19 protein-coding genes are annotated in these 21,736 nt (G+C 71.1%); 7 read left to right on the top strand and 12 right to left on the bottom strand.

Annotated elements, in window-relative coordinates:
- Positions 1-58: 58 nt before the first annotated feature.
- The 3 genes from J2X55_RS03490 to J2X55_RS03480 form a co-directional block, all read right to left on the bottom strand.
- Entirely contained in the window at positions 59-1,432 is a 1,374-nt protein-coding gene (locus tag J2X55_RS03490) for a pyridoxal-dependent decarboxylase (protein WP_309821879.1), read from the bottom strand.
- A 142-nt stretch (positions 1,433-1,574) separates the two neighbouring features.
- A complete protein-coding gene (locus J2X55_RS03485) occupies positions 1,575-2,315 on the bottom strand; it encodes a L,D-transpeptidase family protein (RefSeq protein ID WP_309821877.1) in 741 nt (246 codons plus the stop codon).
- A gap of 86 nt (positions 2,316-2,401) precedes the next feature.
- Complete coding sequence (locus J2X55_RS03480; protein WP_309821875.1) at positions 2,402-3,178, bottom strand: hypothetical protein; 777 nt, start codon at positions 3,176-3,178, stop codon at positions 2,402-2,404.
- 244 nt (positions 3,179-3,422) lie between these two features.
- Between J2X55_RS03480 and J2X55_RS03475 the strand changes: the two genes are divergently transcribed.
- Complete coding sequence (locus tag J2X55_RS03475; protein WP_309821872.1) at positions 3,423-4,433, top strand: LLM class flavin-dependent oxidoreductase; 1,011 nt, start codon at positions 3,423-3,425, stop codon at positions 4,431-4,433.
- Between the two features lie 112 nt (positions 4,434-4,545).
- On the opposite strand, the gene J2X55_RS03470 is transcribed toward J2X55_RS03475, so the two are convergent.
- Complete coding sequence (locus J2X55_RS03470; RefSeq protein WP_309821870.1) at positions 4,546-4,911, bottom strand: cupin domain-containing protein; 366 nt, start codon at positions 4,909-4,911, stop codon at positions 4,546-4,548.
- A gap of 98 nt (positions 4,912-5,009) precedes the next feature.
- On the opposite strand from J2X55_RS03470, the gene J2X55_RS03465 reads away from it, so the two are divergent.
- On the top strand, positions 5,010-5,765 hold the full coding sequence (locus tag J2X55_RS03465; RefSeq protein ID WP_309821869.1) for a hypothetical protein: 756 nt from the start codon (positions 5,010-5,012) through the stop codon (positions 5,763-5,765).
- A gap of 123 nt (positions 5,766-5,888) precedes the next feature.
- Here the strand turns inward: J2X55_RS03465 and J2X55_RS03460 are convergent, their stop codons facing one another.
- The 6 genes from J2X55_RS03460 to J2X55_RS03435 all read right to left on the bottom strand — a co-directional run bounded on the left by J2X55_RS03460 (position 5,889) and on the right by J2X55_RS03435 (position 13,751).
- A complete protein-coding gene (locus tag J2X55_RS03460) occupies positions 5,889-7,079 on the bottom strand; it encodes a PLP-dependent aminotransferase family protein (protein ID WP_309821868.1) in 1,191 nt (396 codons plus the stop codon).
- Positions 7,076-8,731 (bottom strand): ABC transporter ATP-binding protein, encoded by a 1,656-nt coding sequence (locus J2X55_RS03455; protein WP_309821867.1) that lies wholly within the window; start codon positions 8,729-8,731, stop codon positions 7,076-7,078. Before J2X55_RS03455 ends, J2X55_RS03460 begins: the two co-directional genes overlap by 4 nt.
- Positions 8,728-9,576 (bottom strand): ABC transporter permease, encoded by an 849-nt coding sequence (locus J2X55_RS03450; RefSeq protein ID WP_115916165.1) that lies wholly within the window; start codon positions 9,574-9,576, stop codon positions 8,728-8,730. Before J2X55_RS03450 ends, J2X55_RS03455 begins: the two co-directional genes overlap by 4 nt.
- The gene (locus J2X55_RS03445; RefSeq protein ID WP_309821866.1) at positions 9,573-10,589 is read right to left on the bottom strand and encodes an ABC transporter permease; all 1,017 of its coding nucleotides are present in this window, start codon (positions 10,587-10,589) and stop codon (positions 9,573-9,575) included. The genes J2X55_RS03450 and J2X55_RS03445 overlap by 4 nt, the downstream gene beginning before the upstream one ends.
- A 72-nt stretch (positions 10,590-10,661) precedes the next feature.
- A complete protein-coding gene (locus tag J2X55_RS03440; RefSeq protein ID WP_309821864.1) occupies positions 10,662-12,308 on the bottom strand; it encodes an ABC transporter substrate-binding protein in 1,647 nt (548 codons plus the stop codon).
- Between the two features lie 27 nt (positions 12,309-12,335).
- Positions 12,336-13,751: an FAD-linked oxidase C-terminal domain-containing protein gene (locus J2X55_RS03435; RefSeq protein ID WP_309821862.1), complete on the bottom strand. Its 1,416-nt coding sequence runs from the start codon at positions 13,749-13,751 to the stop codon at positions 12,336-12,338.
- 275 nt (positions 13,752-14,026) lie between these two features.
- Between J2X55_RS03435 and J2X55_RS03430 the strand changes: the two genes are divergently transcribed.
- The 4 genes from J2X55_RS03430 (at position 14,027) to J2X55_RS03415 (ending at position 19,231) form a co-directional block, all read left to right on the top strand.
- Entirely contained in the window at positions 14,027-15,208 is a 1,182-nt protein-coding gene (locus tag J2X55_RS03430) for an LLM class flavin-dependent oxidoreductase (protein WP_309821860.1), read from the top strand.
- On the top strand, positions 15,205-16,557 hold the full coding sequence (locus J2X55_RS03425; protein ID WP_309821859.1) for an NtaA/DmoA family FMN-dependent monooxygenase: 1,353 nt from the start codon (positions 15,205-15,207) through the stop codon (positions 16,555-16,557). The genes J2X55_RS03430 and J2X55_RS03425 overlap by 4 nt, the downstream gene beginning before the upstream one ends.
- Entirely contained in the window at positions 16,554-18,431 is a 1,878-nt protein-coding gene (locus J2X55_RS03420) for an FAD/NAD(P)-binding protein (RefSeq protein WP_309821857.1), read from the top strand. The genes J2X55_RS03425 and J2X55_RS03420 overlap by 4 nt, the downstream gene beginning before the upstream one ends.
- A 74-nt stretch (positions 18,432-18,505) precedes the next feature.
- Complete coding sequence (locus J2X55_RS03415; RefSeq protein ID WP_309821856.1) at positions 18,506-19,231, top strand: GNAT family N-acetyltransferase; 726 nt, start codon at positions 18,506-18,508, stop codon at positions 19,229-19,231.
- Between the two features lie 48 nt (positions 19,232-19,279).
- Here the strand turns inward: J2X55_RS03415 and J2X55_RS03410 are convergent, their stop codons facing one another.
- A complete protein-coding gene (locus J2X55_RS03410) occupies positions 19,280-19,795 on the bottom strand; it encodes a MarR family transcriptional regulator (RefSeq protein ID WP_309821855.1) in 516 nt (171 codons plus the stop codon).
- A gap of 65 nt (positions 19,796-19,860) precedes the next feature.
- On the opposite strand from J2X55_RS03410, the gene J2X55_RS03405 reads away from it, so the two are divergent.
- Positions 19,861-21,081 carry an FAD-dependent monooxygenase gene (locus tag J2X55_RS03405; RefSeq protein ID WP_309821854.1) on the top strand — a complete coding sequence of 407 codons (1,221 nt, stop codon included), beginning with the start codon at positions 19,861-19,863 and terminating at the stop codon, positions 21,079-21,081.
- A 122-nt stretch (positions 21,082-21,203) separates the two neighbouring features.
- On the opposite strand, the gene J2X55_RS03400 is transcribed toward J2X55_RS03405, so the two are convergent.
- Positions 21,204-21,728: an adenine phosphoribosyltransferase gene (locus J2X55_RS03400; RefSeq protein ID WP_309821853.1), complete on the bottom strand. Its 525-nt coding sequence runs from the start codon at positions 21,726-21,728 to the stop codon at positions 21,204-21,206.
- Between the last annotated feature and the right edge of the window lie 8 nt (positions 21,729-21,736).

Here is a 21,736-nt window from a genome sequence, read left to right as displayed (position 1 = left end):
GGGGATCGTACGCGAGCGTAGCTGCGCTCCCACCGATGAGCGCACCACAAGCGCCTGTTCAGGCGCGCGCGAGTCCCGCCAGCAGTTCGACGAGAGCGTCCGCATCCTCCGCGCGCGTCCGCCACGACGACACCGAGATGCGGAACGCCGGTTCCCCCCGCCAGACGGTCGCGCCGAACCATGTGTGGCCGCTGGCCTGGGCCGCGGCCACGATGCGCGCCGTCTCCTCGGCGGACCCGGCTCGTGCCAGCACCTGGTTCAGCACGACGCGATTGAGCACGGTGTAGCCGGCCCCGCGGAGACCGTCGGCGATCCGCGTGGCCGTCGCGGTCGAGTTCTCGACGAGTTCGGCGACGCCGTCGCGACCCAGCGTGCGCAGGGCCGCCCAGATCGGGATGCCGCGTGCCCGTCGCGAGAACTCCAGGGTCAGGTTCTTCTGCGCGTCATCGGTCGACGGGGCATATGTCGCATCGGAGTGCAGAGCCGCGTTCGCCGCGTCGCGATTCCGCACGATGCTGACGGCGCTGTCGTAGGGCGTGTTCAACCATTTGTGCCCGTCGACGGTCCACGAATCGGCCCGGTCGATGCCGTCGGTGAGCGGTCGAAGACGCGAGGCACGCGCCCACAGAACGAACGCTCCGTCGACGTGGATCCACCCGGCGCTCGCCCGCACCTTCTGCATGATCGGTTCGAACGGGTCGAACTCGCCCGTGTTGACCTCACCGGCCTGCAGGATCACGATCGTGCTTGCGTCGACCGCGGGGAGGGCGTCGGGGTCGATGCGTCCGTACTCGTCGGTGCGAACCCACTCGACGAGGTCCGAGCCGAAACCGAGGACGCGCAGAGCCTTGCGCACGACGACGTGCGCGAGCTCGCTCGCGACGACCCGCACCGGGGGTGCACCGGTCAGCCCGCGACGCGCGACGTCCCAGCCGAGCTGTGCCAGCACGTGCTGCCGAGCCGTGGCGAGGATCGCGACCGTCCCGGCTCCCGCGCTGGTAGAGAACCCGACGGCGCTGTCGCGCGGCAGATCGAGCACCTCGACGACCCAGCGAGCGGCGATCGCTTCGATCGCGCTGGTCGCGGGCGAGCCGAGTGGGGTGGATGCCGTGTTGTCCCACGCCAGGGCGAGGCGATCGGCCGCCGCCGCGACGGGGAGCGTCGCGCCGACGACGAAACCGAAGTAGCGCGCCCCGTTCGACTCGACGGCGGCTGCCGAGCCGACTTTATCGAGCAGGGCGATGGTCGAGCGCTCATCGTGACCGGCCGCGGACAACTCCTCATCGAATCCGCTGAGCGCCTCCCGCGCATGAACCGACGGGTAGACCGGTCGTGAGCCGATGGCCGCGACGTAGTCCTGGGCGCGACGGTCGGCGTCTGCGAGGACGGCGAGTTCGGCCGGACGGTCGTGAGGGTCTCGGGAGGTCAGCATGGATCCGATTCTGACCGCCCCCGGGCGCGCGGCGGAGCGGCCAATCGGGACTCCGTGGACACGCCGAGGGTGCGCACGCTGGCCTGACCCCCTCCTTGCTCCGAAGCCCGAACAGCGGCGAGAACCACCGGGGCCGGCTGCGCTAGCTGATGGTGATCGGCGTTCCCAGCGGAAGGAGTCCCGCAAGCTCGGTGATGTCGGCGTTCGAAAGGCGGATGCAGCCGTGGCTGGCGGATTGCCCGATGCTCGCCTCGTCATCCGTGCCGTGCAAGCCGATCTGTCCGGGCCCGCCACCGAAATCGGAGAGCACGTCCGAGAACGCGGACAGACCGAAGGCGTAAGGCCCATATCCCTCGTTCGTCGGCTCGAGGAGTTCGGTGAGGTAGAAGGACCCGTGGGGCGTGGGGGTTCCGCCGGTACCCGTGGCGGCCGGGTAGGTCTTCACGGGTCGCCCGTTCTCACGCAGAGTCAGGGTGTTCTGCGTCGTGGACGCTTCCAGGCTGTAGACGAGGCTGTGCAGGACCACGGAGTCCGACCTGACCCACCCTGTGCTCCCGTTAGGGCGCTGAGCGAGGGCAACCTGCAGCCAGTCGCCCTGGGTCTCGACGACGAGGAGCGTCAGAGGCGCCCCGGATGCTTGCGGGTTCGCCAGTGTCTGGGTCACACCGCCACCGGGTGCGGCATGGACGTCCAGCTGGCTTCCCATCGCGGTCGCAGAAGTGCCGATCGTTGCGGGAGCCGACAGGCTCGGTGTGGCAGCGGGCGTCGCCTGCTCGGTCGGCCTCGCCGCCGGCGGGCCGTCGGCGGTGCAGCCGACCAACAGCACAGTCAGTGCCAGGGCCGATGCTCCGAGGACGGCGGATGCGGTGGGACGGCTGATCACATGCTTCTTTCGAGAACGGTGCGGGGGACAGGAGCACGCCGGGCCGGAACGTCCGTTCCAGCCCGGCGCACGAGTGAAGAAGGTAATCAGCCGGTGAAGGTCGCGGCGCGCTTGACCGGAGTGGCCGGACCCGCGACGGGGGCAGGGGCGGCAGTCGAGGCCTGGTCGGCGGTCACCGTGAACTCGGCGGGCTCGGACACGAAGCTGAAGTCCTGCGACGCAGCGGTCAGTCGGTAGGAACCGACGTTGGCGTAATTACCGCCCGCCTGCGGCACATACCGGAATGTCACGTCACCCGTGGGACCGGCGACAGCGTCCGATCCGACCTTGTCACCCGATCCCTCATTGGCGATCCCGAGCGAAACGGTGGCACCGGGTTCGAATCCCGAGAAGGTCGCCGTGACACCGTTCGTGAGGTAGTCCGAGAGCGCGAGCGACGACGGGGTCACCGAAGAGGTGGGCTGCGGGACGACCGTCACCACGGTCGACGCGGTGTTCGACCCGCTGGAGTCAGTGACGGAGATGGAGTGGGAGCCGACGGCCGCATCGCGTGGAAGGGTCGCGTTGCCGACGTAGTCGCCATTTGCATCAGTGGATTCGGCGCCGCCGTTGTCGGCGTATGTCCGGAGCGGGGTCGTGTCATCGAGCGTGAAGGAAAGGGTCTCTTCGGGAGAGAATCCCTCGACCGTCAGTGTGACGAATCCGCCGGGGGTGACCGTGGTGGTGCTGGGGGTGACGGTGCCCGACGCGGCCTGAGCGACGGCGGCGCCACCGAGCGCGGCGGCCGCGGCGATCAGGCCGGTGGCCACGACGGCCGCGGAGCGTCTCAGCACCGAACGGGAAGAGGATGACTGGATCGACATGCGAGGTGTCCCTTTCGAGGAAACGGGCAGCGACGCGATGGCGGGGGAGGTTCGTCGCCGGCAGGTGGGCACCCCCTCAGAAATGCGCAGAGCGCATGAGGTGAGCGGCTTCCATTAAGCACACGGATCAGAGGGCGATGAGCGGCATTTCACCCGTTGCGGGCGAAAAGCCACCCGATGCGACGGTGACCGCGCGTGACGATTGCGCGCGGTGATCGGTCGGTCGACGACTACCGTGACCGGCATGACCCGACCGATCTGCTCCCTCGGCTTCCTCACCATCGGCCTCTTCGATCGCGAGAACCCGCGCGCCGGGCACGAGACCACGCTGTCGATCATCGAGCGCGGCGAACGCCTCGGGTTCGACAGCGCGTGGCTGCGCGACCGGCACCTGCAGTACGGCATCTCCTCGCCCGTGGCCGTGCTCGCTGCGGCGTCCCAGCGCACGAGCCGCATCCGCCTGGGTACCGCTGTCATCCCGCTCGGGTGGGAGAACCCGCTGCGCCTCGCCGAAGACCTCGCCACCGTGGATGTGCTGACGGGCGGGCGCCTCGAACCCGGCTTCTCCGTGGGGCCGCCCCGCCGCCTCGACGAGATCGCGCCGGCGCTGTACCCCGACACGGCCGACGACGAGGACTTCGGCTACGAGCGCCTCTCACGCCTGCGCCGCTTCCTCGCCGGCGAGCGGGTCAGCCCGTTCTCGGGCACCGAGGGGATCGAGGAGTACTCGGAGCGCGTCGAGCCCCACTCCCCCGGTCTCTCGGACCGGCTCTGGTACGGCGCCGGCAGCCCGACGTCGACGACCTGGGCGGCCGAGAACGGCTTCCACCTGCTCACCAGCAGCGTGATCCAGTCAGTGCACTCGACCGACTTCGATGTCGAGCAGGACGCGCAGATCCAGCTCTATCGCGAGACGCACCCCGACGGCGAGACCGCCCGGGTGTCGCAGGGGCTCGTCGTCGTGCCGACCGACTCGGCGACGCCCGAGCAGCGTCGGCGGTACGAGGCGTACGCCGAGTCGCGGCGCGGGCGCGTCGGCATCCCCCAGGGTCCGAAGGGGCTGCTGTTCGCCGAAGATCTCGTGGGCACGTCCGAGCAGATCGCCGACCGGCTGCTGTCGTCGCGGTCGTTCCCGCGGGTCGACGAGGTGGCCTTCGCGCTGCCCTTCGCCTTCGAGCCCGACGACTACGTGCAGATCCTCGAGGACATCGCGGGGCGCCTCGGGCCGCTGCTCGGGTGGGCGGTGTCAGCCTGACGCCCAGAGCTCACTGCCGCGCGCGCGGCAGGTTGAGTGTCCGAAAAACCCGGACCATTTTCCGAGACGTCCGGATTCCTTGGACACTCGACGCCGTGGGAAAGCGGCGACGTCAGGCGAACTCCCGCAGCTCGGCGGTCATCTCGCCGCCCGCATCGCCCGTGTTGACGGTGCCCTGGGGCTCGAACAGAAGGGCGTGTACCTCTTCGGTGGCCCTGGGGCAGTGCTCCACACCGCGGGGCACGACGAAGACGTCGTTCGGCCCCAGGACGACGTCGCGGTCGCGCAGCTGGACGGTCAGCTCGCCACTGACCACCAGGAACAGTTCGTCGGTGTCGGGGTGCGTGTGCCAGACGAACTCGCCCTGCAGCTTGACGACCTTCACGTCGTAGTCGTTGATGCTCGTCAGCCGGTGGGGCTGCCAGTGCGCGCTGATCGAGGAAAGAGCCTGCTCGATGTTTCGCACGTCATCCGCCATGCGGCGAGCATATCGACCTCGACTCAGGGAGACTCGCGTCCGCTCCGCCTGAGCGACCACCCTGACGCCCGCGGCACCGCCCGCGTTATCGTCGAGCAATGGAGATCTGGGTACCGCAGTGGACCGTTCGCCAGCCGGAGCACCCCGTGGCGGGGTCGACCTGGTTCGGCGGTCTTCCCGCCGGCCTCGACCCGGCCGCGTGGCCCGTCTGCGGGCAGTGCGATACCGCGTTGACCCCGCTTCTGCAGCTGTCCGCCGGGCCGTGGCTCCGGCGCATCCCCGCCGGGCACGTCCTCCTCGTCTTCAAATGCGAGAGCGACGACGTGTGCGAGTTCTGGGATCCGGACGACGTAGCCAACCGGTGCCTGCTCGTCCCGGTGACGGAGCTCTCTTCCGGGGCGGGGGTGCCCGACGACGTGGCCACGGGAAAGACTCGCATCCTCCCCCGCCTGTGGGTCGGCGAGTGGCAGCGGGGCGACGACGGGCTGACCCCCGAGCAGGCCGTTCAGGTCGACCGGGACGAGGTCTGGAACCTCCCCGACGACACCCGCGCGATCGTCGAAGCCGCCGAGACCTATACCAAGGCCGGCGGTGCCCCGGTCTGGACGGGCAACGGACCGGCCCCCGAACCCGCGCGACCCCGGCAGCTGCTGTTCCAGCTCGACAACTGGATCACCACCGTCGACAGCGCCGACGACGTCGCCACCGCCTTGGCCGATCGGCCCGACCGGTCCGTCCACGTCCGGGACAGCACCGTCAGCGCCGCGAACTTCATGAGCGACGGGGTCGCTTACGTCTTCGACGTCGCTCCCGACGCTCCCGTGCCCGACGCAAAGCTCGTCATCTCGCGCTGAGAACCCGCGCCTCGGGACCCCCTCGCGCCCCGACCAGGTTGAGTGTCCAAAACACGCGGACGAATTCTCGAGACGTCCGGGTGTTTTGGACACTCAACGTCAGCAGGAGAGCGACGTAGCGCGTCAGCGCTGCCGCGCCACGGCCCGCGCCAGCCGCGCCGCCGCCTCCACCAGCAGCTCCTCCGACGTGTCGCCGTAGGCCAGCCGCAGGTGCCGGTCGGCACCGGTGCCGGGCCCGGAGGGGAAGAACGATCCACGCTGGTACTCGACCCCCTCGGCGCTCGCGTCGGCGGCGAGCCGGTCGGCATCCACGGTGTCGTCGGTCAGGCGCGGCCAGAGGAACAGGCCTCCGTCCGGGACGGTGACGTCGAAGAAGCCGGATGCCGAGAGCGCGTCTGCCAGCGCGTGCGCCCGCGTCCGATACAGGGCTCGAGCACCGCCGAGAACGCGATCGAAGACGCCCGCGTCGCCGGTCAGCAGCTCGGCTACGACCGCCTGCACGAAGGTCGACGAGTGCGAGTCCTGGCGGCTGCGGAGGGCGACGGCATCCGGGATCAGACGCTCCGGAAGAACGACCCAGCCGAGCCGCAGGCCCGGGCCCAGCGTCTTCGTGAAGGTGTTGACGTGTATCACGTGGTCGGAGTCGTGGAACGGTGTGAGCGACTCGGGCTCGCCGTGGAAGCGCAGTTCGCGATACGGGTCGTCGGCGAACACGACGAAGCCGTACTTCTCGGCCAGTTCCACGAGCTCGCGACGCCGGGCGGTCGGCAGCGACGACTGCGAGGGGTTGTGGAACTCGGGCACCGTGTACACCGCGGACGGGCGGGCGCCGGCGCGCAGCTCGGCGGCGAGGGCGTCGATGTCGAGCCCCTCGGCCCCGACGCGGATGGGCAGCACGCGGGCATCGGCGAGCTCGAGCCCGCGCAGGAACAGCGGGAACACGGGGTTGTCGACGGCCACGAGGTCTCCGCGCTCGATCACCGTCTGCACCGCGATCGCGAGGCCGTGGAACCCGCCGTTGGTGATGAGCACGCGCTCGACGGCGACGCCCTCGCGCGCGGCGATCCACTCGCGCAGCGCCGGGATGCCCTCGGTGCGCGAGTACTGCAGCGACGGCGCCCCCGGCCGGGCGAGCACGCGCGCGGTCGCCTCGGCGAGCTCCGCGGTGGGCAGGACGGAGGGATCCGGGATGCCGCCGAGCAACTCGATCGCGTCGGGCCGGCGGTCCCGCAGGGTCTGGTCGCCGAAGCCCTTCGGGGCGGTGAACGCCTCGATGAGGGTGGGGCGCGATCGCGGCGGGGAGAGGAGGGTCATGAGGGACTCCGGAGGTCGGGGGTGGGGATGGCGTCGACGAGGGCACGCGTGTACTCCTCGCGCGGGCGTGAGAGCACGTCGGCGACGCGGCCGGCCTCGATGACGCGGCCGTTCTTCAGCACCGAGACGGTGTCGGCGATCTGACGGACGAGGGCGAGGTCGTGCGAGACGAAGAGATAGGTGAGTCCGCGTTCGCGCTGGAGACGCAGCAGGACCTCGAACACGCCGGCCTGCACGGTCACGTCGAGGGCGGAGGTCGGCTCGTCGAGCACGATCACGTCGGGCTCGAGCACGAGGGCTCGCGCGATGGCGACGCGCTGACGCTGGCCGCCCGACAGCGCGTCGGGGCGACGGCGGGCGAGCTGCGGCGACAGGCCCACGGCATCCAGGGCCTCGGCGACCTTCGCCGAACGCTCGGCGCGCGTGCCGACCCGGTACTGGTCGAGCGGTTCGCGGACGATGCGTCCGACCGTCCACGTGGGATCGAGCGAGGTGAAGGGGTTCTGATACACGAGCTGCAGGTGGCGGCGGATGCCGCGCAGCTCCGCCTCGGACCGGCCGGTCACGGTCTCGCCGTCGACGACGATGTCGCCCGCGTCGGGGCTCTCGAGTCCGAGCAGCAGCCGCACCGTCGTGGTCTTTCCCGAACCCGACTCGCCCACGAGCGCGTGGGTCGTGCCCGGCGGCACGCGGAACGACACCCCCGAGACCGCCGGACGCGCGGTGCCGTCGACCACGAAGCTCTTCGACACATCGCGCACGTCGATGCGGGTGGAGGTGGTGTCCGTCGTCCACGCGTCGACACCGCGCTCGTCGGGGCGGCGGTAGCGGTCGGGGTTCAGCGCGGGCGCGTCGGCCTGCAGCTGCACCGTGTAGGGCGACGTCGGCGCCGCGAAGACCTCGCGCGTGGCGCCGGCCTCTTGCACGCGCCCGTCCTTCAGCACGACGATCTCGTCGGTGCGCTCGGCCGCGATCGCCAGGTCGTGCGTGATGAGCAGCAGACCGATACCGAGCTCGTCGCGCAGGTCGCCGAGCAGGTCGAGGATGCGCTTCTGGATCGTGACGTCGAGGGCGCTCGTCGGCTCGTCGGCGACGAGCAGCTCGGGCCGCGGCAGCACCGCGAGCCCGATGAGCACGCGCTGCAGCATGCCGCCCGAGAGCTGGTGCGGGTACGAGCCGTAGACCCGGCGCGGGTCGGGCAGGCCCACGCGGGCGAAGACGTCGAGGATCGCGTCGCGCTGGGCGCCGGCATCCGTGATTCCCGACAACGCGGCGGCCTCGTGCGCCTGCGAGCCGATGGTGCGCACCGGGTTCAGCGCGTTCGACGGATCCTGGGGGACGAAGCCGAGGCGCCGGCCGCGGAACGGCCGGAACCGCGCCTCGCTCAGCCCGAGCAGGTCGTCGCCGGCGAACTCCACACGTCCGTTCGCCCGGCCGGCACCCCGCGGCAGCAGGCGCAGCACGGAACGCGCGATCGTCGACTTGCCCGAGCCCGACTCCCCGATGAGGGCGAGACTGCCGCCGCGCGCGATCGAGAACGACACGTCGTGCACCACGGTGGTGCGTCCGTAGGCTACAGAGAGATCCTGCACGCTCAGGAGGGGTGCCGCCTCGGCGGGTGTCTGTTCACGCGGGGGGAGAGTGAGGGTCATGACGTCCTCCGGAGCCAGCGGCTGATGCGGTTGATCGACAGCACGGTCGCGACCGTGACCAGCGCCGGCCACACGACGAGCCACGGCGCGCGCGGGTAGTCCTTGCCGGCCGAGATGAGCAGACCCCAGTCGGATGCCGGGGGCGGATCGCCGTAGCCGAGGAAGGCGAGCCCCGCGATGACGAGGATCGACAGCCCGAACTGCAGCACCGCGAGGGGCACGAGCGAGCGCGAGGCATTCGGCAGCACGTGCCGGAACAGCACGTGCAGGCTCGAGCCGCCCTGCAACCGCGCCGCCTCGACGAACACCGACGAGCGCACGCGCAGCACCTCGGAGCGCATGACCCGGGCGAAGACCGCCACGGCCGAGACGCCGGTGGCGATCGCCGCGTTGATGGTCTGGAAACCGAGCGAGCTGACGATGACGACGGCGAGCAGGAACGCCGGGATCGCCAGCAGCACGTCGACAAGGCGCGCAAGCACGGTGTCGGTCCACGACCCCAGGAACCCCGCGAGTAGGCCGATGAGCCCGCCCACCACCACGCCGATCACCACGGCGACGAGGGCGCTCGTCACCGACGACTGCGCACCGAAGACGATGCGCGCGAACAGGTCGCGGCCCAGGTGATCGGTGCCGAGCAGGTGCGCGGCGCTGGGCGGTTGCAGCTTGTCGGCGGGTACGCCCTGCGCGGGGTTCTGCGACGTGAACAAGGTCGGCGCGAGCGAGAACGCCAGCACCACGGCCACGACGAGGAACGACACGATCACGCCGAGCGGAACGGCGAGACGGATGCCGCGGGCCCGGGCGAGGACGGAGCGCGGCGGTGCCGCGACGACGGCGGTCATACGACGCTCACCTCCTCGCGCAGCAGCGGTGCGGGGTCTTCGCGCGGGGCCGCCGTGACCGCGCGCCCGCGCGACCCGATGGACACGCGGGGGTCGAGCAGCGGATAGGCGAGGTCGGCGAGCAGGTTGACGACGACGAAGACGATGGCGGCGAGCGACACCACGGCCTGCAGGACGGGGAGGTCCTGACTGGCCACCGATGACTCGACCAGGGTGCCGATGCCGACGCGGACGAAGATTGCCTCGGTGATGAGCGCGCCGCCGAGGAGCTCCCCGACGATGAGCGCGAGAACGGTGACCGTCGGCAGCGCCGAGGGCTTCACGAGGTGGCGCAGGAACAACGCCCCCTGGCGGAGGCCCCGCGAGCGGGCGACCGCGACGTACTCCTGCCGCGACTCGTGATCGAGCGAGGCGATGAGCACCTCGGCGAGCTGTGCCGAGACCGGGATGCCGAGTGCCACCGCCGCGAAGAACGTGCCCCAGGGCGTCTCGGTGTCGATCATGCTGAACAATCCGAGACCGAACGCGAACACGTGGATCAGCAGCAGGCCGATCACGAAGTTCGGGACCGAGAGGAACAGCGACGGCAGCGAGCGCAGCACGCCCTGGCCGAAGCGCGCGGGCAGGAACTGCGTGCCGTACGCGATCGCGACGGCGAGCGCGACGGCGACCAGCAGAGCGGCCGCCGCGAGGCTCAGCGTCGATCCGAGGGCGTCGAGCACGAGGGTGCTGACGGGCAGGTTCGATCGCAGCGAGACACCGAGGTCGCCGACCACGAAGCGCCCGAGCGACGATCCGAGCTGCACCCACCAGGGCTGGTCGAGGCCGTAGTACGCCACGATCCGGGCGATGTCGTCCTCGGTGAAGCCGTTGTCGGGGTTGCGCAGGGTGCTCGTGACGGGGTCGCCCGGCAGGATGCTGATCACGAAGAACGTGAACAGGTACGCCAGCAGGACGACGACGATCGCCTGGCCCGTGCGGCGCAGCGCGAAGCGGCCGTAGGTGCGGAGCATGCTCTCCTCCTTTCGTCTCGGTGGAACGGATCACGGGAGACGGATGCCGCGGCATCCGTCTCCCGTCCGGTGTCAGCTGTTGAGCCAGGCATCCAGGTAGTACGCGTAGGCGAGGCCGTTGTAGGTCACGCCGCTGACTTCGGGGGCCTGCACGTACACGCGCTGGACGATCTGCGTCAGCGGCACGAAGTAGCCCTGGTCGAGCACGTAGCCCTGTAGCTCGTCGGCGACCTTCGCGCGGGCGTCGCGGTCGGTGGCCGTGGCGATGCGCGTCGACAGGTCGTTGAGCGTGGCATCCGAGGTGCCGAGCTTGAACCAGTCCTCGTCGCCCTTCTTCTGCGAGGTGAGCACGCCCGCGACGGTGCCGACGTCGACGAAGCTGCGCGTAATCTCGGTCGCCGGCACCGTGGCGTTGCCGATGACCTTCTGGCCGTAGGTCGGCACGTCGTAGGTCTCGAGGTTCACCTCGAAACCGAGGCCGGTCAGCTGCTGGTCGACGAGCTCGTCGACCGACTGGGAGGCCTGCAGGTACGGGTTGGGGTAGAGCGTGAACGACAGCTTCTGGCCGTTCTTCGTGCGGACGCCGTCGGCACCCTTCGCCCAGCCCGCCTCGTCGAGAAGCGCCGCGGCCTTGTCGGGGTCGTAGGCGAAATCGGCGGTGTGGTCGGTGGCCTCGGGCACCGTGCTCTGGAAGAGCGACTCGGCCGCGAACCAGTCGGGGGTGTACACGGTCGAGAGGATCTCGTCGCGGTCGATGCCGTACTGGACGGCCTGGCGCACCTTGACGTCGTCGAAGGGGGCGACCGAGGTGTTCAGCGCGTAGCCGTTGACGAAGCCGAGGTAGCGGGGCGTCTCGACGGTCAGGCCCTCCTGCTTCAGGGCCTCGAGGTCCTGCGGACTGGCGTTGTACGCCACCTGCGCCTGGCCCGACTCCACCGAAGCGGTCCGGAGCGTGGGCTCGGCGACCTGCTTGTACGTGATGGTGTCGAGGTACGCCGCGCCCTCGTGGCCGAGGGCCTCGGGACCCCAGTCGTAGTCGTCGCGCTTCTTCAGCACGACACTGTCGCCCTCGGCGACCTTCTCGACGACGAACGGGCCGCTGCCGATGTCCTTCGTCAGGTCGGCCTGCTGAGCGGCGGGCAGGGCGAGGGTGGCCGGCGAGATGAGGATCGAGCCGTGGTACGCCAGCGTCGGGATAAAGCTCAGGGTGGGAGCGGAGAACGACACCTTCACCGTCGTGGCATCCACCGCTTCGGCGCCCGCGTAGTTGGCCGAGGGGAACAGACCGATGCGGTTGATGCCGTCGTCGGGTCGCCCCTTCGCCCAGATGTCGATGTTCGCCACGACCGCGGCGGCATCCAGAGGCGTGCCGTCCGAGAAGGTGACGCCCTCCTTCAGGTGCAGGGTGAACTCGGTCTTGTCGGCGTTCTCGTCCCAGCTCTCGGCGATCCACGGGCTGAGGTTCCCCTCGGCGTCGACGTAGACGAGCTTGTCGGTGAGGTTGCCCCAGATCTGACCCTGGTAGCTCGAGATCGCGCTGTTGTTGGGAATCCAGGTCGCGCCGAGCGAATCGATGAGGAAGACGAGGTCACCGCCGGGCTTCGGCGTGGAGCCCTCCGCCGGAGCGGCAGAGCTACCGGCGCCGCACCCGCTGAGCAGGACGGCGCCGACGGTGAGGGCGGAGGCGACGCCGAGCAGGCGTCGGAGGCGAATGGTCATGGGGGTCCTTGTGCAGAGCGGAACGGGTTAGAGGGCTTTTCCGGGGTTGAACAGTCCGGCCGGGTCGAGCGCGTCCTTGATCGCGAGCTGCGCGACGCGCACGCGCTCGGCGAGCTCTTCGGCGGCGAGGTCGCGCTTGACCGTGCCGATGCCGTGCTCGCCGCTGACCGTGCCGCCGACGGCGAGCGCGGCGCGCACGAGGGCGTCGGCCGCGTCGTGCAGCACCGCGGGCGCCACAGACGGGTCGGCGCCGGCGGGGATGGGCAGGGTGATGACGGGGTGGAGATTGCCGTCGCCGGCGTGCGAGACCGCGCTCACCGCGACGCCGTAGCGGGCCTCGATGGCGGGGAATCCGGCGAACACCTCCGCGATCCGTGACTTCGGCACGGCGACGTCGCCGCCGACGAACCACGAGCCGTCGCCGAGGCGTCGGCCCGAGCGGCGCAGTTCCCACAGCGTCTCGGCATCCGCCTCGCTCTCGATCTCGACGCGGGCGCCGATGGCCTCCAGCGCGGTCGTCAGCTCGGCGGTCTGCTCGTCGAGGCCGAAGCCGTCGAGCTCGATGAGCAGCAGGGCCGCGCCGCGAGCGCGCAGGCCTGAGGCGTTGGCGGCGTCGATCCCGTCGAGCGTGGGTTCGTCGAGGAATTCGATGACGCTCGGACGCACGCGCGACGCCGTGATCGCCCCGATTCCCGCGGCACCCTCGGCCGTCGACGCGAAGAACGCGGTCACCGTGCGGCGCGCGACCGGAAGCGGACGGATGCGCACCGTCGCGCGCACCACGATGCCGAGGACACCCTCCGAACCGACGAACAGCGAGACCAGGTCGAGACCCGTCACGCCCTTGATCGAGCGGTGGCCCACCGACACCAGGCTGCCGTCGGCGAGCACGACGTCGAGAGCGAGGACCGATTCGCGCGTGACGCCGTACTTGGCGCAGCGCAGCCCCCCGGCGTTGGTGGCGATGTTGCCGCCGATCGTCGAGATGCGCCAGCTGGCGGGGTCGGGGGCGTAGAACAGGCCGAAGGGGGCGAGGTGCTCGTTGAGCGCGGCATTGAGAACGCCCGGTTCGACGACCGCGACCTCGTCGGCGGGCGAGACCTCCACGATGCGGTCGAGGCGTTCGGTCGAGATGACGAGCTGGTCGGCCCGGGCCGATGCGCCGCCGGAGAGGCCCGTACCCGCCCCACGCGGCACGACGCTGACGTCGTGACGGGCGGCGAGACGCACCAGCTGCTGCACTTCACCCACGGTCGCGGGGAAGGCCACCGTCGGCCCGTCGAGCGCCGGACCGCCGCGTCGCGGGGCGGTCCCCGCGTCGAACGCGAACACGGCCGTCTCGGACGACGATTCCCGCACCTCGACCTCGGGCGCCTCGCGGCGCAGGTCGTCGAGAAGGGCGGACACCCCCGTGAACGGGGCGATGGCGGAGGGTGCGCTCATGGGGAGACCTCTCTCGACGGGAACGGGAATGACGCCGAACGTAGGCGCGCGAGGCGGCGCTCTCATCTCGAGCGACACCGACCGTCGCGAGACGTCACCGTCCGACACCGTGCGTCGCTGGGCGTCACAGTCGAGCGACCGCCGAGCGCGCGCGCTAGATTCCGCCCCTTTCGTCGGTTCGTGACGCCGCAAGACGTTGCGTTACGTCACGCATTGAGACCCGCCTCGCTCCCGGGCGACAGTCGTCAGCACGTCGCCTGATCGAAGGAGCCCCGATGCCCGACCGCATCCACCTGGCCGTCGCCCTGGACGGAGCCGGCTGGCACCCGGCCGCCTGGCGCGAGCCCGGGGCACGGCCCACCGAGCTGACCTCCGCCCGCTACTGGCGCGACCTCGCCCGTGCGGCCGACGCCGCGGGTCTCGTGCTCGCGACGATCGAAGACGCGCTCAGCCTGGGCGGACGATCGTTCGAACCGGATGCCGAGACCCGCCGCGACCGCGTCCGCGGGCGCCTCGACGCGGTGCTGCTGGCGTCGTTCCTGGCCCCGGCCACGCGGCGGATCGGTCTCGTCCCGACCGCGACGACGACCCATCCCGAGCCCTTCCACCTCGCCACCGGCCTGCAGACCCTCGATCACGTCAGCCGCGGGCGCGCGGGCGTCCGGCTCGTCGCGGGTTCGACCGCGCAGGAGCGGAAGAACTTCGGTCGCCGCGCCGACGGACCGACCGGGTTGCCGGCATCCGGTCGCGTCGAAGACGACCCCGCGCTGCTCGCCGCCTTCCGCGAGGCGGGCGAGGTCGCCGACGTCATCCGGCGTCTGGCCGACTCGTGGGAGGACGACGCGATCGTGCGCGACCTCGAGTCGGGGAAGTTCCTCGACCGCGAACGCGTGCACAACGTCGCGTTCGAGGGCGAGTTCTTCTCGATCACCGGGGCGTCGATCGTGCCGCGGTCTCCCCAGGGTCAGCCGCTCATCACGGCACTCGCACACCAGACGATCCCCTATCGCTTCGCCGCGGAGCACGCCGACCTCGTCTTCATCACTCCCTCCGATGCGAGTGCCGTCGGCGGCATCCTGGGCGAACTCGACGGGGGCGACGACCTGCGCGTCTTCGCCGACCTGCTCGTGCTCGTCGACGAGACGCGCGCCGGGGCCGAGGCCGTGTGGAGCCGTCTGCAGGACCGCGCTCCGCTCACCACCGACGCCCGGATCGTGGTCGGCACCGCGGACGACGTGGTGGACGAGATCCGCGCGCTCGCCGATGCGGGAGTCGACGGCATCCGTCTGCGCCCCGCCCGTCTGCCCGCCGACCTCGACGCCATCGCCGACCGGGTCGTACCGCGGGCGGCGGCCGCCGGCATCCTGCTCCCCGACGACGGCTCCCCCACGCTGCGCGAGCGTCTCGGACTCCCCCGCCTCGCCAGCAGCTACGCCCGTCAGGAGGTCGGCGCATGACCCGCCGTCAGGTCCATCTCGCCGCGCACTTCCCGGGCGTCAACAACACCACCGTGTGGACCGACCCCAGGGCGGGCAGCCAGATCGACTTCTCGTCGTTCGAGCACTTCGCCCGCACGGCCGAGCGCGGCTTCTTCGACTACCTGTTCCTCGCCGAGGGCCTGCGGCTGCGCGAGCACCGCGGGCAGCTGCACGACCTCGACGTCTCCGGGCGTCCGAACACCCTCGCCATCCTCACCGCGCTGGCCGCCGTCACCGAGCACATCGGGCTCGTCGGCACGCTCAACACGACGTTCAACGAGCCGTTCGAGCTCGCGCGCCAGCTCGGCACCCTCGACCTGCTGTCGAACGGCCGGGCAGGGTGGAACGCCGTGACGAGCTCGGACGCGTTCCACGGGGCGAACTTCCGCCGCGGCGGCTACCTCGACCACGCCGACCGGTACGTCCGGGCGTCGGAGTTCGCGGCGCTGTCGAAGGCGCTGTGGTCGTCGTGGCGCGACGACGCGGTCGTTGCCGATGCCGAGACGGGCGCGTTCCTGCGCGACGACGCCATCGCGCGGGTGCGGCACGAATCACGCCTGTTCGACGTCGACGCGGTGTTCGACGTCCCCCGCTCCCCCCAGGGACGGCCCGTCATCGTGCAGGCCGGGGACTCCCCCGACGGCCGTGACTTCGCCTCGACCCACGCCGACGTGATCTTCTCGCTGCACACCGAGTTCGCCGACGCGCAGCAGTTCTACCGCGACGTGAAGGGGCGCCTCGCCGCGCACGGCCGCGACGAGGACTCGCTGAAGATCCTCCCCGCCGCCACCTTCGTCCTCGGCGACACCGCCGACGAGGCCCGCGAGCGCTCGCGCGAGATCGCGCTGGCTCAGGTACGTCCGCAGACCGCGATCACCTATCTCGAGCAGATCTGGAACCGCGACCTCAGCGGGTACGACGCCGACGGACCGCTGCCCGACCTCGAGCCCGACACGGGGGTCGAGACCGCGCAGGGGTTCGCCGGGCGTCACGCCGCGATCCGTGCTCGCGTGGGACAGCTGCGCGAGCAGGCGACCGCCGAGAAACTGAGCATCCGCGAGCTCGTCATCCGCCTGACCGCGAAGCACACCTTCGTCGGGACGCCGGAGCACGTGGCATCCGAGATCGACCGCTATGTGCAGGAGCGCGCGACCGACGGGTTCACCGTCGTCGGGCACGTCACCCCGCACGGCCTCGACGAGTTCACCGAGAAGGTCGTGCCGCTGCTGCAGGAGCGCGGGTCGTACCGCCGCTCCTACGACGAGGGGGCGACGCTGCACGACCTGCTGGGTCTGCCGCCGGTCGCGGTGAGCGCCGGGGTGCGATGACCGAGCTCGTGATCGTCGGGGCGGGGCCGCGCGCGGTCATGCTCGTCGAGCGTCTGCTCGCTCGGCGCTCCCCGGTTCCGCTGCGCATCACCCTCGTCGACCCGTTCCCGCCGGGGGCGGGGCGCATCTGGCGACGCGAGCAGTCGCCGCTGCTCAAGCTGAATTCGATGGCGCGCGACGTAACCGTCTTCACCGACGAGTCCTGCACGATCGCGGGGCCCATCCGTTCCGGGCCCTCACTGATCGAGTGGGCCGAGCGGGTGCGCGCGGGCACGCTCCCCGACGTCGCGATCGACGATGTCGAGCTGGATGCCGAGCTGCGGGGCCTGCGTCCAGACTCCTTCCCGTCGCGACGCCTGCAGAGCGCGTACCTCGACTGGTTCTGGCGCCGCACGGTGGCGATCGCGCCGCCGGGCGTCGAGGTGCGGTGGCACGAGGGCACCGTGCAGTGGGTCGACGACACGGCCGACGGGTACGAGATCGCCCTCGCCGACGGCATCCGTCTGCCCGCCGACGTTCTCGTGTACGCGATGGGGCACAACGCCCGCGAGCCCCAGGGCGAGGCGATCTCGTTGGGCGAGGCCGCCGCGGGCGCCGGGCTGACCTACGTTCCACCGGCGTTCACGGCCGACGCCGATTTGAGCGTCTTCGCGCCCGGCGACGACGTGATCGTCCGGGGTATGGGCCTGGCGGCCGTCGATACCGTGGTGCTGCTCACCGCCGGTCGCGGCGGTCGCTTCGTCACCGACGCGGGCTGGGGTCTGCGCTACGAACCGTCCGGCCGTGAGCCGCGACTGCACCTCGGATCCCGCCGCGGTGTGCCCTACCGCTCGAAAGTGTCGTCGCAGCTGCAGGGAGACCCGCCCGTACGCGAGGTGCTGACCCCCGCGGCGGTCGCCGCGCTGCTCGCGCGCCCCGGCACGATCGACTTCCTCGACGACGTGTGGCCGCTCATCGCCCGCGAACTCGTGTGGGGCCACTACCGCGAGCTCTTCACGGGCCACCCCGACCGCGTGACCACGACGTGGGAAGCCTTCCGCGAAACCCTTCGAGAGGTGGATGCCGACACCTCGGCCCTCCGCGGAGCCGCCGCCGCGGTGGTGCCCGACCCCCTCGACCGCTTCGACGTGCGCACGCTCGACGTCCCGCTGGGAGACGAGACGTTCGCCGACGCCGTCGAGGTGCACGAGCGGGTCAGCCGGCACATTGTCGACGATCTGCACCTGCGCACGAACCAGGAGCGCAGCACCGCTCAGGCGCTGTTCCTCACGATCCTGTCCTCGTTCCTGGCACTGGCGGACATCCCGACCGAGCGGTGGAGCGCACGCTCCCGGGCCGTCGACCTGCCCGTGACCTGGCACGCGTTCTTCAGCTACGTCGCCTCGGGTCCGCCCGCGCACCGTCTGCACGAGTTCCTCGCGCTGGCCGATGCGGGGATCGTCCGCTTCCTCGGGCCCGACGTCGTAGTGCGGGTCGATACCGAACAGGGTTTCGTCGCCTCGTCACCGCGGACCGACGCCGAGGTGAGCGCGCGAGGGCTCATCGACGCGTGGCTTCCCGCCGCGACCGCGTCGTCGAGCGAGAACCCCGTGCTGCGCGAGCTCGCCCGTCGCCACGGGCGCGAGGTGCGGGTCTCCGACGAGACGTTCACCGGCTCGCTCGGGCGCATCGACGTCGACGCCGACGGTCGCGTGATCGCGAGCGACGGGCAGCCGCGCCCGGCGATGTTCGCGATCGGGCCCTTCACCTCGTCGATGGAGGCCGGCGCTTTCACCCGCCCGCGCTCCGATTCGCTGTCGCTGCGCCAGACCGACCGAGTCGCCGGGGCGGTCGCCGCCGCCCTCGCGGCCCGCACCACGGCCGGGGTGCGCTGACCCCCGCGGAATGCAGGACTCCCGCCGCTGTTGTCTTACGTGCGCCTCGCCGCACCTCGCCCAGAACGGATGCCATGACCACCACCACCACCGCCCTCCCGCTTCCCGTTCCGCACGCCGACGCCACCGTGCTCGACAACGCCGCCTGGCACTCGCTCGCCGGTCCGCACGCGCGCTTCGCGATCGGCGGCGACCTAGTCAAGCGCTACCCCGAAGACGTCGCCCCCTTCGTGGCCGTGCGCACGTGGGACGACCCGAACGTGTGGGACGCGCTGCGCGAGCTCGTCGGCCCCGGCGCCGACGTGGGCCTGTCGGGTTTCGAGGGCGAGGTACCCGCGGACTGGCAGTGGGTCGGCGGCGGCGAGGGTGTACAGCTCGTCGAGACCGATGCCCTGCAGACCCGCCCCGACGACGAGGCCATCGAGCTGAGCGCCGATGACGCGGCCGAGATGATCGACATCGTCGCGCGCAATCAGCCCGGCCCCTTCCGTCCCCGTACCTACGAGCTCGGCCGGTACATCGGCATCCGCCGTGAGGGGCGTCTCGTGGCGATGGCCGGCGAGCGCCTGCACCCCACCGGGTGGACCGAGATCAGCGCGGTGGCGGTGGATGCCGACCACCGCCGTCAGGGTCTCGCCTCACGACTCGTGCTCGACGTGGCCTTCCACATCCAGCAGCGCGGCGACCGAGCGCTGCTGCACGCTGCGGCGACGAACGTCGGCGCGATCGCCGCGTACGAGCGCCTGGGCTTCGCGCTGCGGCGCCGCAACACGTTCGCGGCGGTGCGCACGCCCGCGTGAGTCGACGCGCGGTCGCCGTTCCGCGGCCCCGGCTTCCCGGGCTGGCGGTCACGCCTCGGTTTTGATCGACGCGGGTGCGTCACGAAGTCGGACGTTCGCGGCCGACGCCGCCTGCGTCATGCGCCCGAGGAAGGCGCGGATCACGCGCAGCTCGGCATCCGGTGTCTCGCGGACGGCGGCGGCGATCTCGGCGCCCGCGAACCCGAGGAAGCGCTCCGTCCCGTCGAGGGCGGCGTCGGTGGGGCGCACGACGACGCGGCGCCGGTCATCGCCCTCGCGGTGTCGGGTGACGTACCCGGCGCGCTCGAGCCGATCGATGAGCACCGACACCGCTCCCGAGGTCATGCCGATCTGCCGGGCCAGCAGGGCGGGCGACACCGGGCTGCCGGATTGCGCGGCCCAGACGATCTGGCCGAGGGCTTCGGCATCCGAGACGGGAAGACCCATCCAGGTCGACAGGTGCCGGTTGAGCTCGTCGGAGGCCATCGTCCAGTCGCGAAGGCCGTGCATCACCCCGACCTCGTCGTCGGACCAGGACATCGAGAGGGAGTTCACCGCGGTCATGCAATGACTTTACAGTCAAGTGACTTTGCCGTAAAGCTATACGCACCGACTTCGGAGGAGACCCCATGACCGCACCGCACGCCCTCATCACCGGCGCCAGCATCGCCGGCCTGTCCGCCGCCTGGTGGCTGCGCACGATCGGGTGGGAGGTCACCGTCATCGAGAGGGCCTCGGCCTTCCGCGACGGCGGCCAGAACGTCGACGTCCGCGGAGTCGCGCGCGAGGTCCTCGACCGCATGGGTCTGACCGACGCGATCCGCGCGAAGAACACCACCGAGACCGGCACCGTCATCGTCGACGCCGACGACGAGGTCATCGCCGAACTCCCCTCCGACGGCCCCGACGGGGCCACAGCCGAGCTCGAGGTGCTGCGCGGCGACTTCGCGCGCGCCGTTCTCGAGTCCCTCCCGAAGGGCGTGCGTTTCGTCTACGGCGCGACCGTGACCGAGGTCGACGAGTCGCGGGCCGACCGGATCGTCGCCGTGACGACCGACGGCGAGCGCCTCGAGGCCGACCTCCTCATCGTGGCCGAGGGCGTGCGCTCAGCCACGCGCGACCTGCTCTTCGCGGAATCGGAGGTGGATGCCGACCCCCTCGGCATCACGATGGCGTTCGGAACGATCCCCCGAACCGACGGCGACGACGACCGGTGGCGCTGGTACAACGCGGTCGGCGGGCGACAGGTGCACCTGCGCCCCGACCCCTACGGCACCATCCGCGCGATCCTGTCGTACGCGGGTCAGGACGAGCTGGTCGGACGCGATCGCGACGACGCCCTGCGCGTGCTGCGCGAGCGCTACGCCGACGCCGGGTGGCAGGCGCAGCGCGTGCTCGACGGCTTCGACGCCTCCGACGACGTGTACATCGACGAACTCACGCAGATCCGGATGCCGGGATGGCACCGCGGACGCGTGTGCGTCATGGGCGACGCGGCCTGGTGCGTGACGCCGATGGGCGGGGGCGGCGCCTCTCTCGCGCTGACCGGCGGGTACGTCCTCGCAGCTTTCCTGTCGGAGATCGAGGGCCGCCCCGACCGCGACCGGCTCGACGACGCGCTCTCCTCGTTCGACGCGTGGATGCGGCCGCTGGTCGACGAGATCCAAGGGTTCCCCCGCGGGATGCTGAAGCTCGCGTACCCGCACTCGCGACTCGGGCTCGCTGTGCGAGGCGTGCTCATGAAAGTCATGACCGCACCGCCCCTTTCGCATTTCACGGCGAAACTGACGCAGGTCGCCGACACCGACCGGCCGCTGCCGGCGCTGCGAGCGTCGAGCGACCACACGTAGAACGTCGTCGCGGCGGGAGAGCGGATGCCGGACTCCGGAAGATCCCGGCATCCGCTCTCCCGCCGCCTCGCGGTTATCGCACCCGGATCACCCGGAGCGAGGCATGGGGTGGTCGACGCGCGTCAGACGTGGAAGACCGAGTGCAGGTCGCCGCCGAGCGCCTCGCGGCCACCCAGGCCGTCGATCTCGAGCAGCGTCGCGATGCCGACGACATCGCTGCCCACGGCCTCGAGCAGTTCGCGGCCCGCACCGAGGGTTCCGCCGGTAGCGAGAACGTCGTCGAGCAGCAGCACACGGGCACCGGCTGCGGCGTCGTCGTGCATCTCGATCCGCGCCGAGCCGTACTCGAGGTCGTACGAGACGCTCGCCGCGGGCCGGGGCAGCTTGCCGGCCTTGCGGATCGGCATGAGCCCCACGTCGGCGGCGATGGCCGCCGCCCCCGCGAGCAGGAAGCCGCGGGCCTCGACCCCGGCGACGGCGTCGAAGCGTCCGGCGAACGGCTCGATCAGCGCGTCGACCACGACCCGCAGCGCCGCGGCATCGGCGAGCAGCGGCGTGATGTCGCGGAACACGATCCCAGGCTTCGGGTAGTCAGGGATGCTCGTGATGAGCGATTCAGCGCGGGCGAGGGCGGAGGCGTCGGGCACCGATCCAG

The sequence above is a fragment of the Microbacterium sp. 1154 genome, assembly GCF_031455375.1.
Taxonomy (GTDB): Bacteria; Actinomycetota; Actinomycetes; order Actinomycetales; family Microbacteriaceae; genus Microbacterium.
This window is presented reverse-complemented; position numbering and strand designations above follow the sequence as displayed.

Bases quoted from the DNA above. Each gene is read 5' to 3' on its own strand.
- J2X55_RS03455 (WP_309821867.1), bottom strand. From the start codon at position 8,731: ATGACCCTCACTCTCCCCCCGCGTGAACAGACACCCGCCGAGGCGGCA.
- J2X55_RS03425 (WP_309821859.1), top strand. From the start codon at position 15,205: ATGACCCGCCGTCAGGTCCATCTCGCCGCGCACTTCCCGGGCGTCAAC.
- J2X55_RS03450 (WP_115916165.1), bottom strand. From the start codon at position 9,576: ATGACCGCCGTCGTCGCGGCACCGCCGCGCTCCGTCCTCGCCCGGGCC.
- J2X55_RS03470 (WP_309821870.1), bottom strand. From the start codon at position 4,911: ATGGCGGATGACGTGCGAAACATCGAGCAGGCTCTTTCCTCGATCAGC.
- J2X55_RS03430 (WP_309821860.1), top strand. From the start codon at position 14,027: ATGCCCGACCGCATCCACCTGGCCGTCGCCCTGGACGGAGCCGGCTGG.
- J2X55_RS03460 (WP_309821868.1), bottom strand. From the start codon at position 7,079: ATGACCCTCCTCTCCCCGCCGCGATCGCGCCCCACCCTCATCGAGGCG.
- J2X55_RS03490 (WP_309821879.1), bottom strand. From the start codon at position 1,432: ATGCTGACCTCCCGAGACCCTCACGACCGTCCGGCCGAACTCGCCGTC.
- J2X55_RS03420 (WP_309821857.1), top strand. From the start codon at position 16,554: ATGACCGAGCTCGTGATCGTCGGGGCGGGGCCGCGCGCGGTCATGCTC.
- J2X55_RS03445 (WP_309821866.1), bottom strand. From the start codon at position 10,589: ATGCTCCGCACCTACGGCCGCTTCGCGCTGCGCCGCACGGGCCAGGCG.
- J2X55_RS03480 (WP_309821875.1), bottom strand. From the start codon at position 3,178: ATGTCGATCCAGTCATCCTCTTCCCGTTCGGTGCTGAGACGCTCCGCG.
- J2X55_RS03405 (WP_309821854.1), top strand. From the start codon at position 19,861: ATGACCGCACCGCACGCCCTCATCACCGGCGCCAGCATCGCCGGCCTG.
- J2X55_RS03415 (WP_309821856.1), top strand. From the start codon at position 18,506: ATGACCACCACCACCACCGCCCTCCCGCTTCCCGTTCCGCACGCCGAC.
- J2X55_RS03435 (WP_309821862.1), bottom strand. From the start codon at position 13,751: ATGAGCGCACCCTCCGCCATCGCCCCGTTCACGGGGGTGTCCGCCCTT.
- J2X55_RS03465 (WP_309821869.1), top strand. From the start codon at position 5,010: ATGGAGATCTGGGTACCGCAGTGGACCGTTCGCCAGCCGGAGCACCCC.
- J2X55_RS03410 (WP_309821855.1), bottom strand. From the start codon at position 19,795: ATGACCGCGGTGAACTCCCTCTCGATGTCCTGGTCCGACGACGAGGTC.
- J2X55_RS03475 (WP_309821872.1), top strand. From the start codon at position 3,423: ATGACCCGACCGATCTGCTCCCTCGGCTTCCTCACCATCGGCCTCTTC.
- J2X55_RS03440 (WP_309821864.1), bottom strand. From the start codon at position 12,308: ATGACCATTCGCCTCCGACGCCTGCTCGGCGTCGCCTCCGCCCTCACC.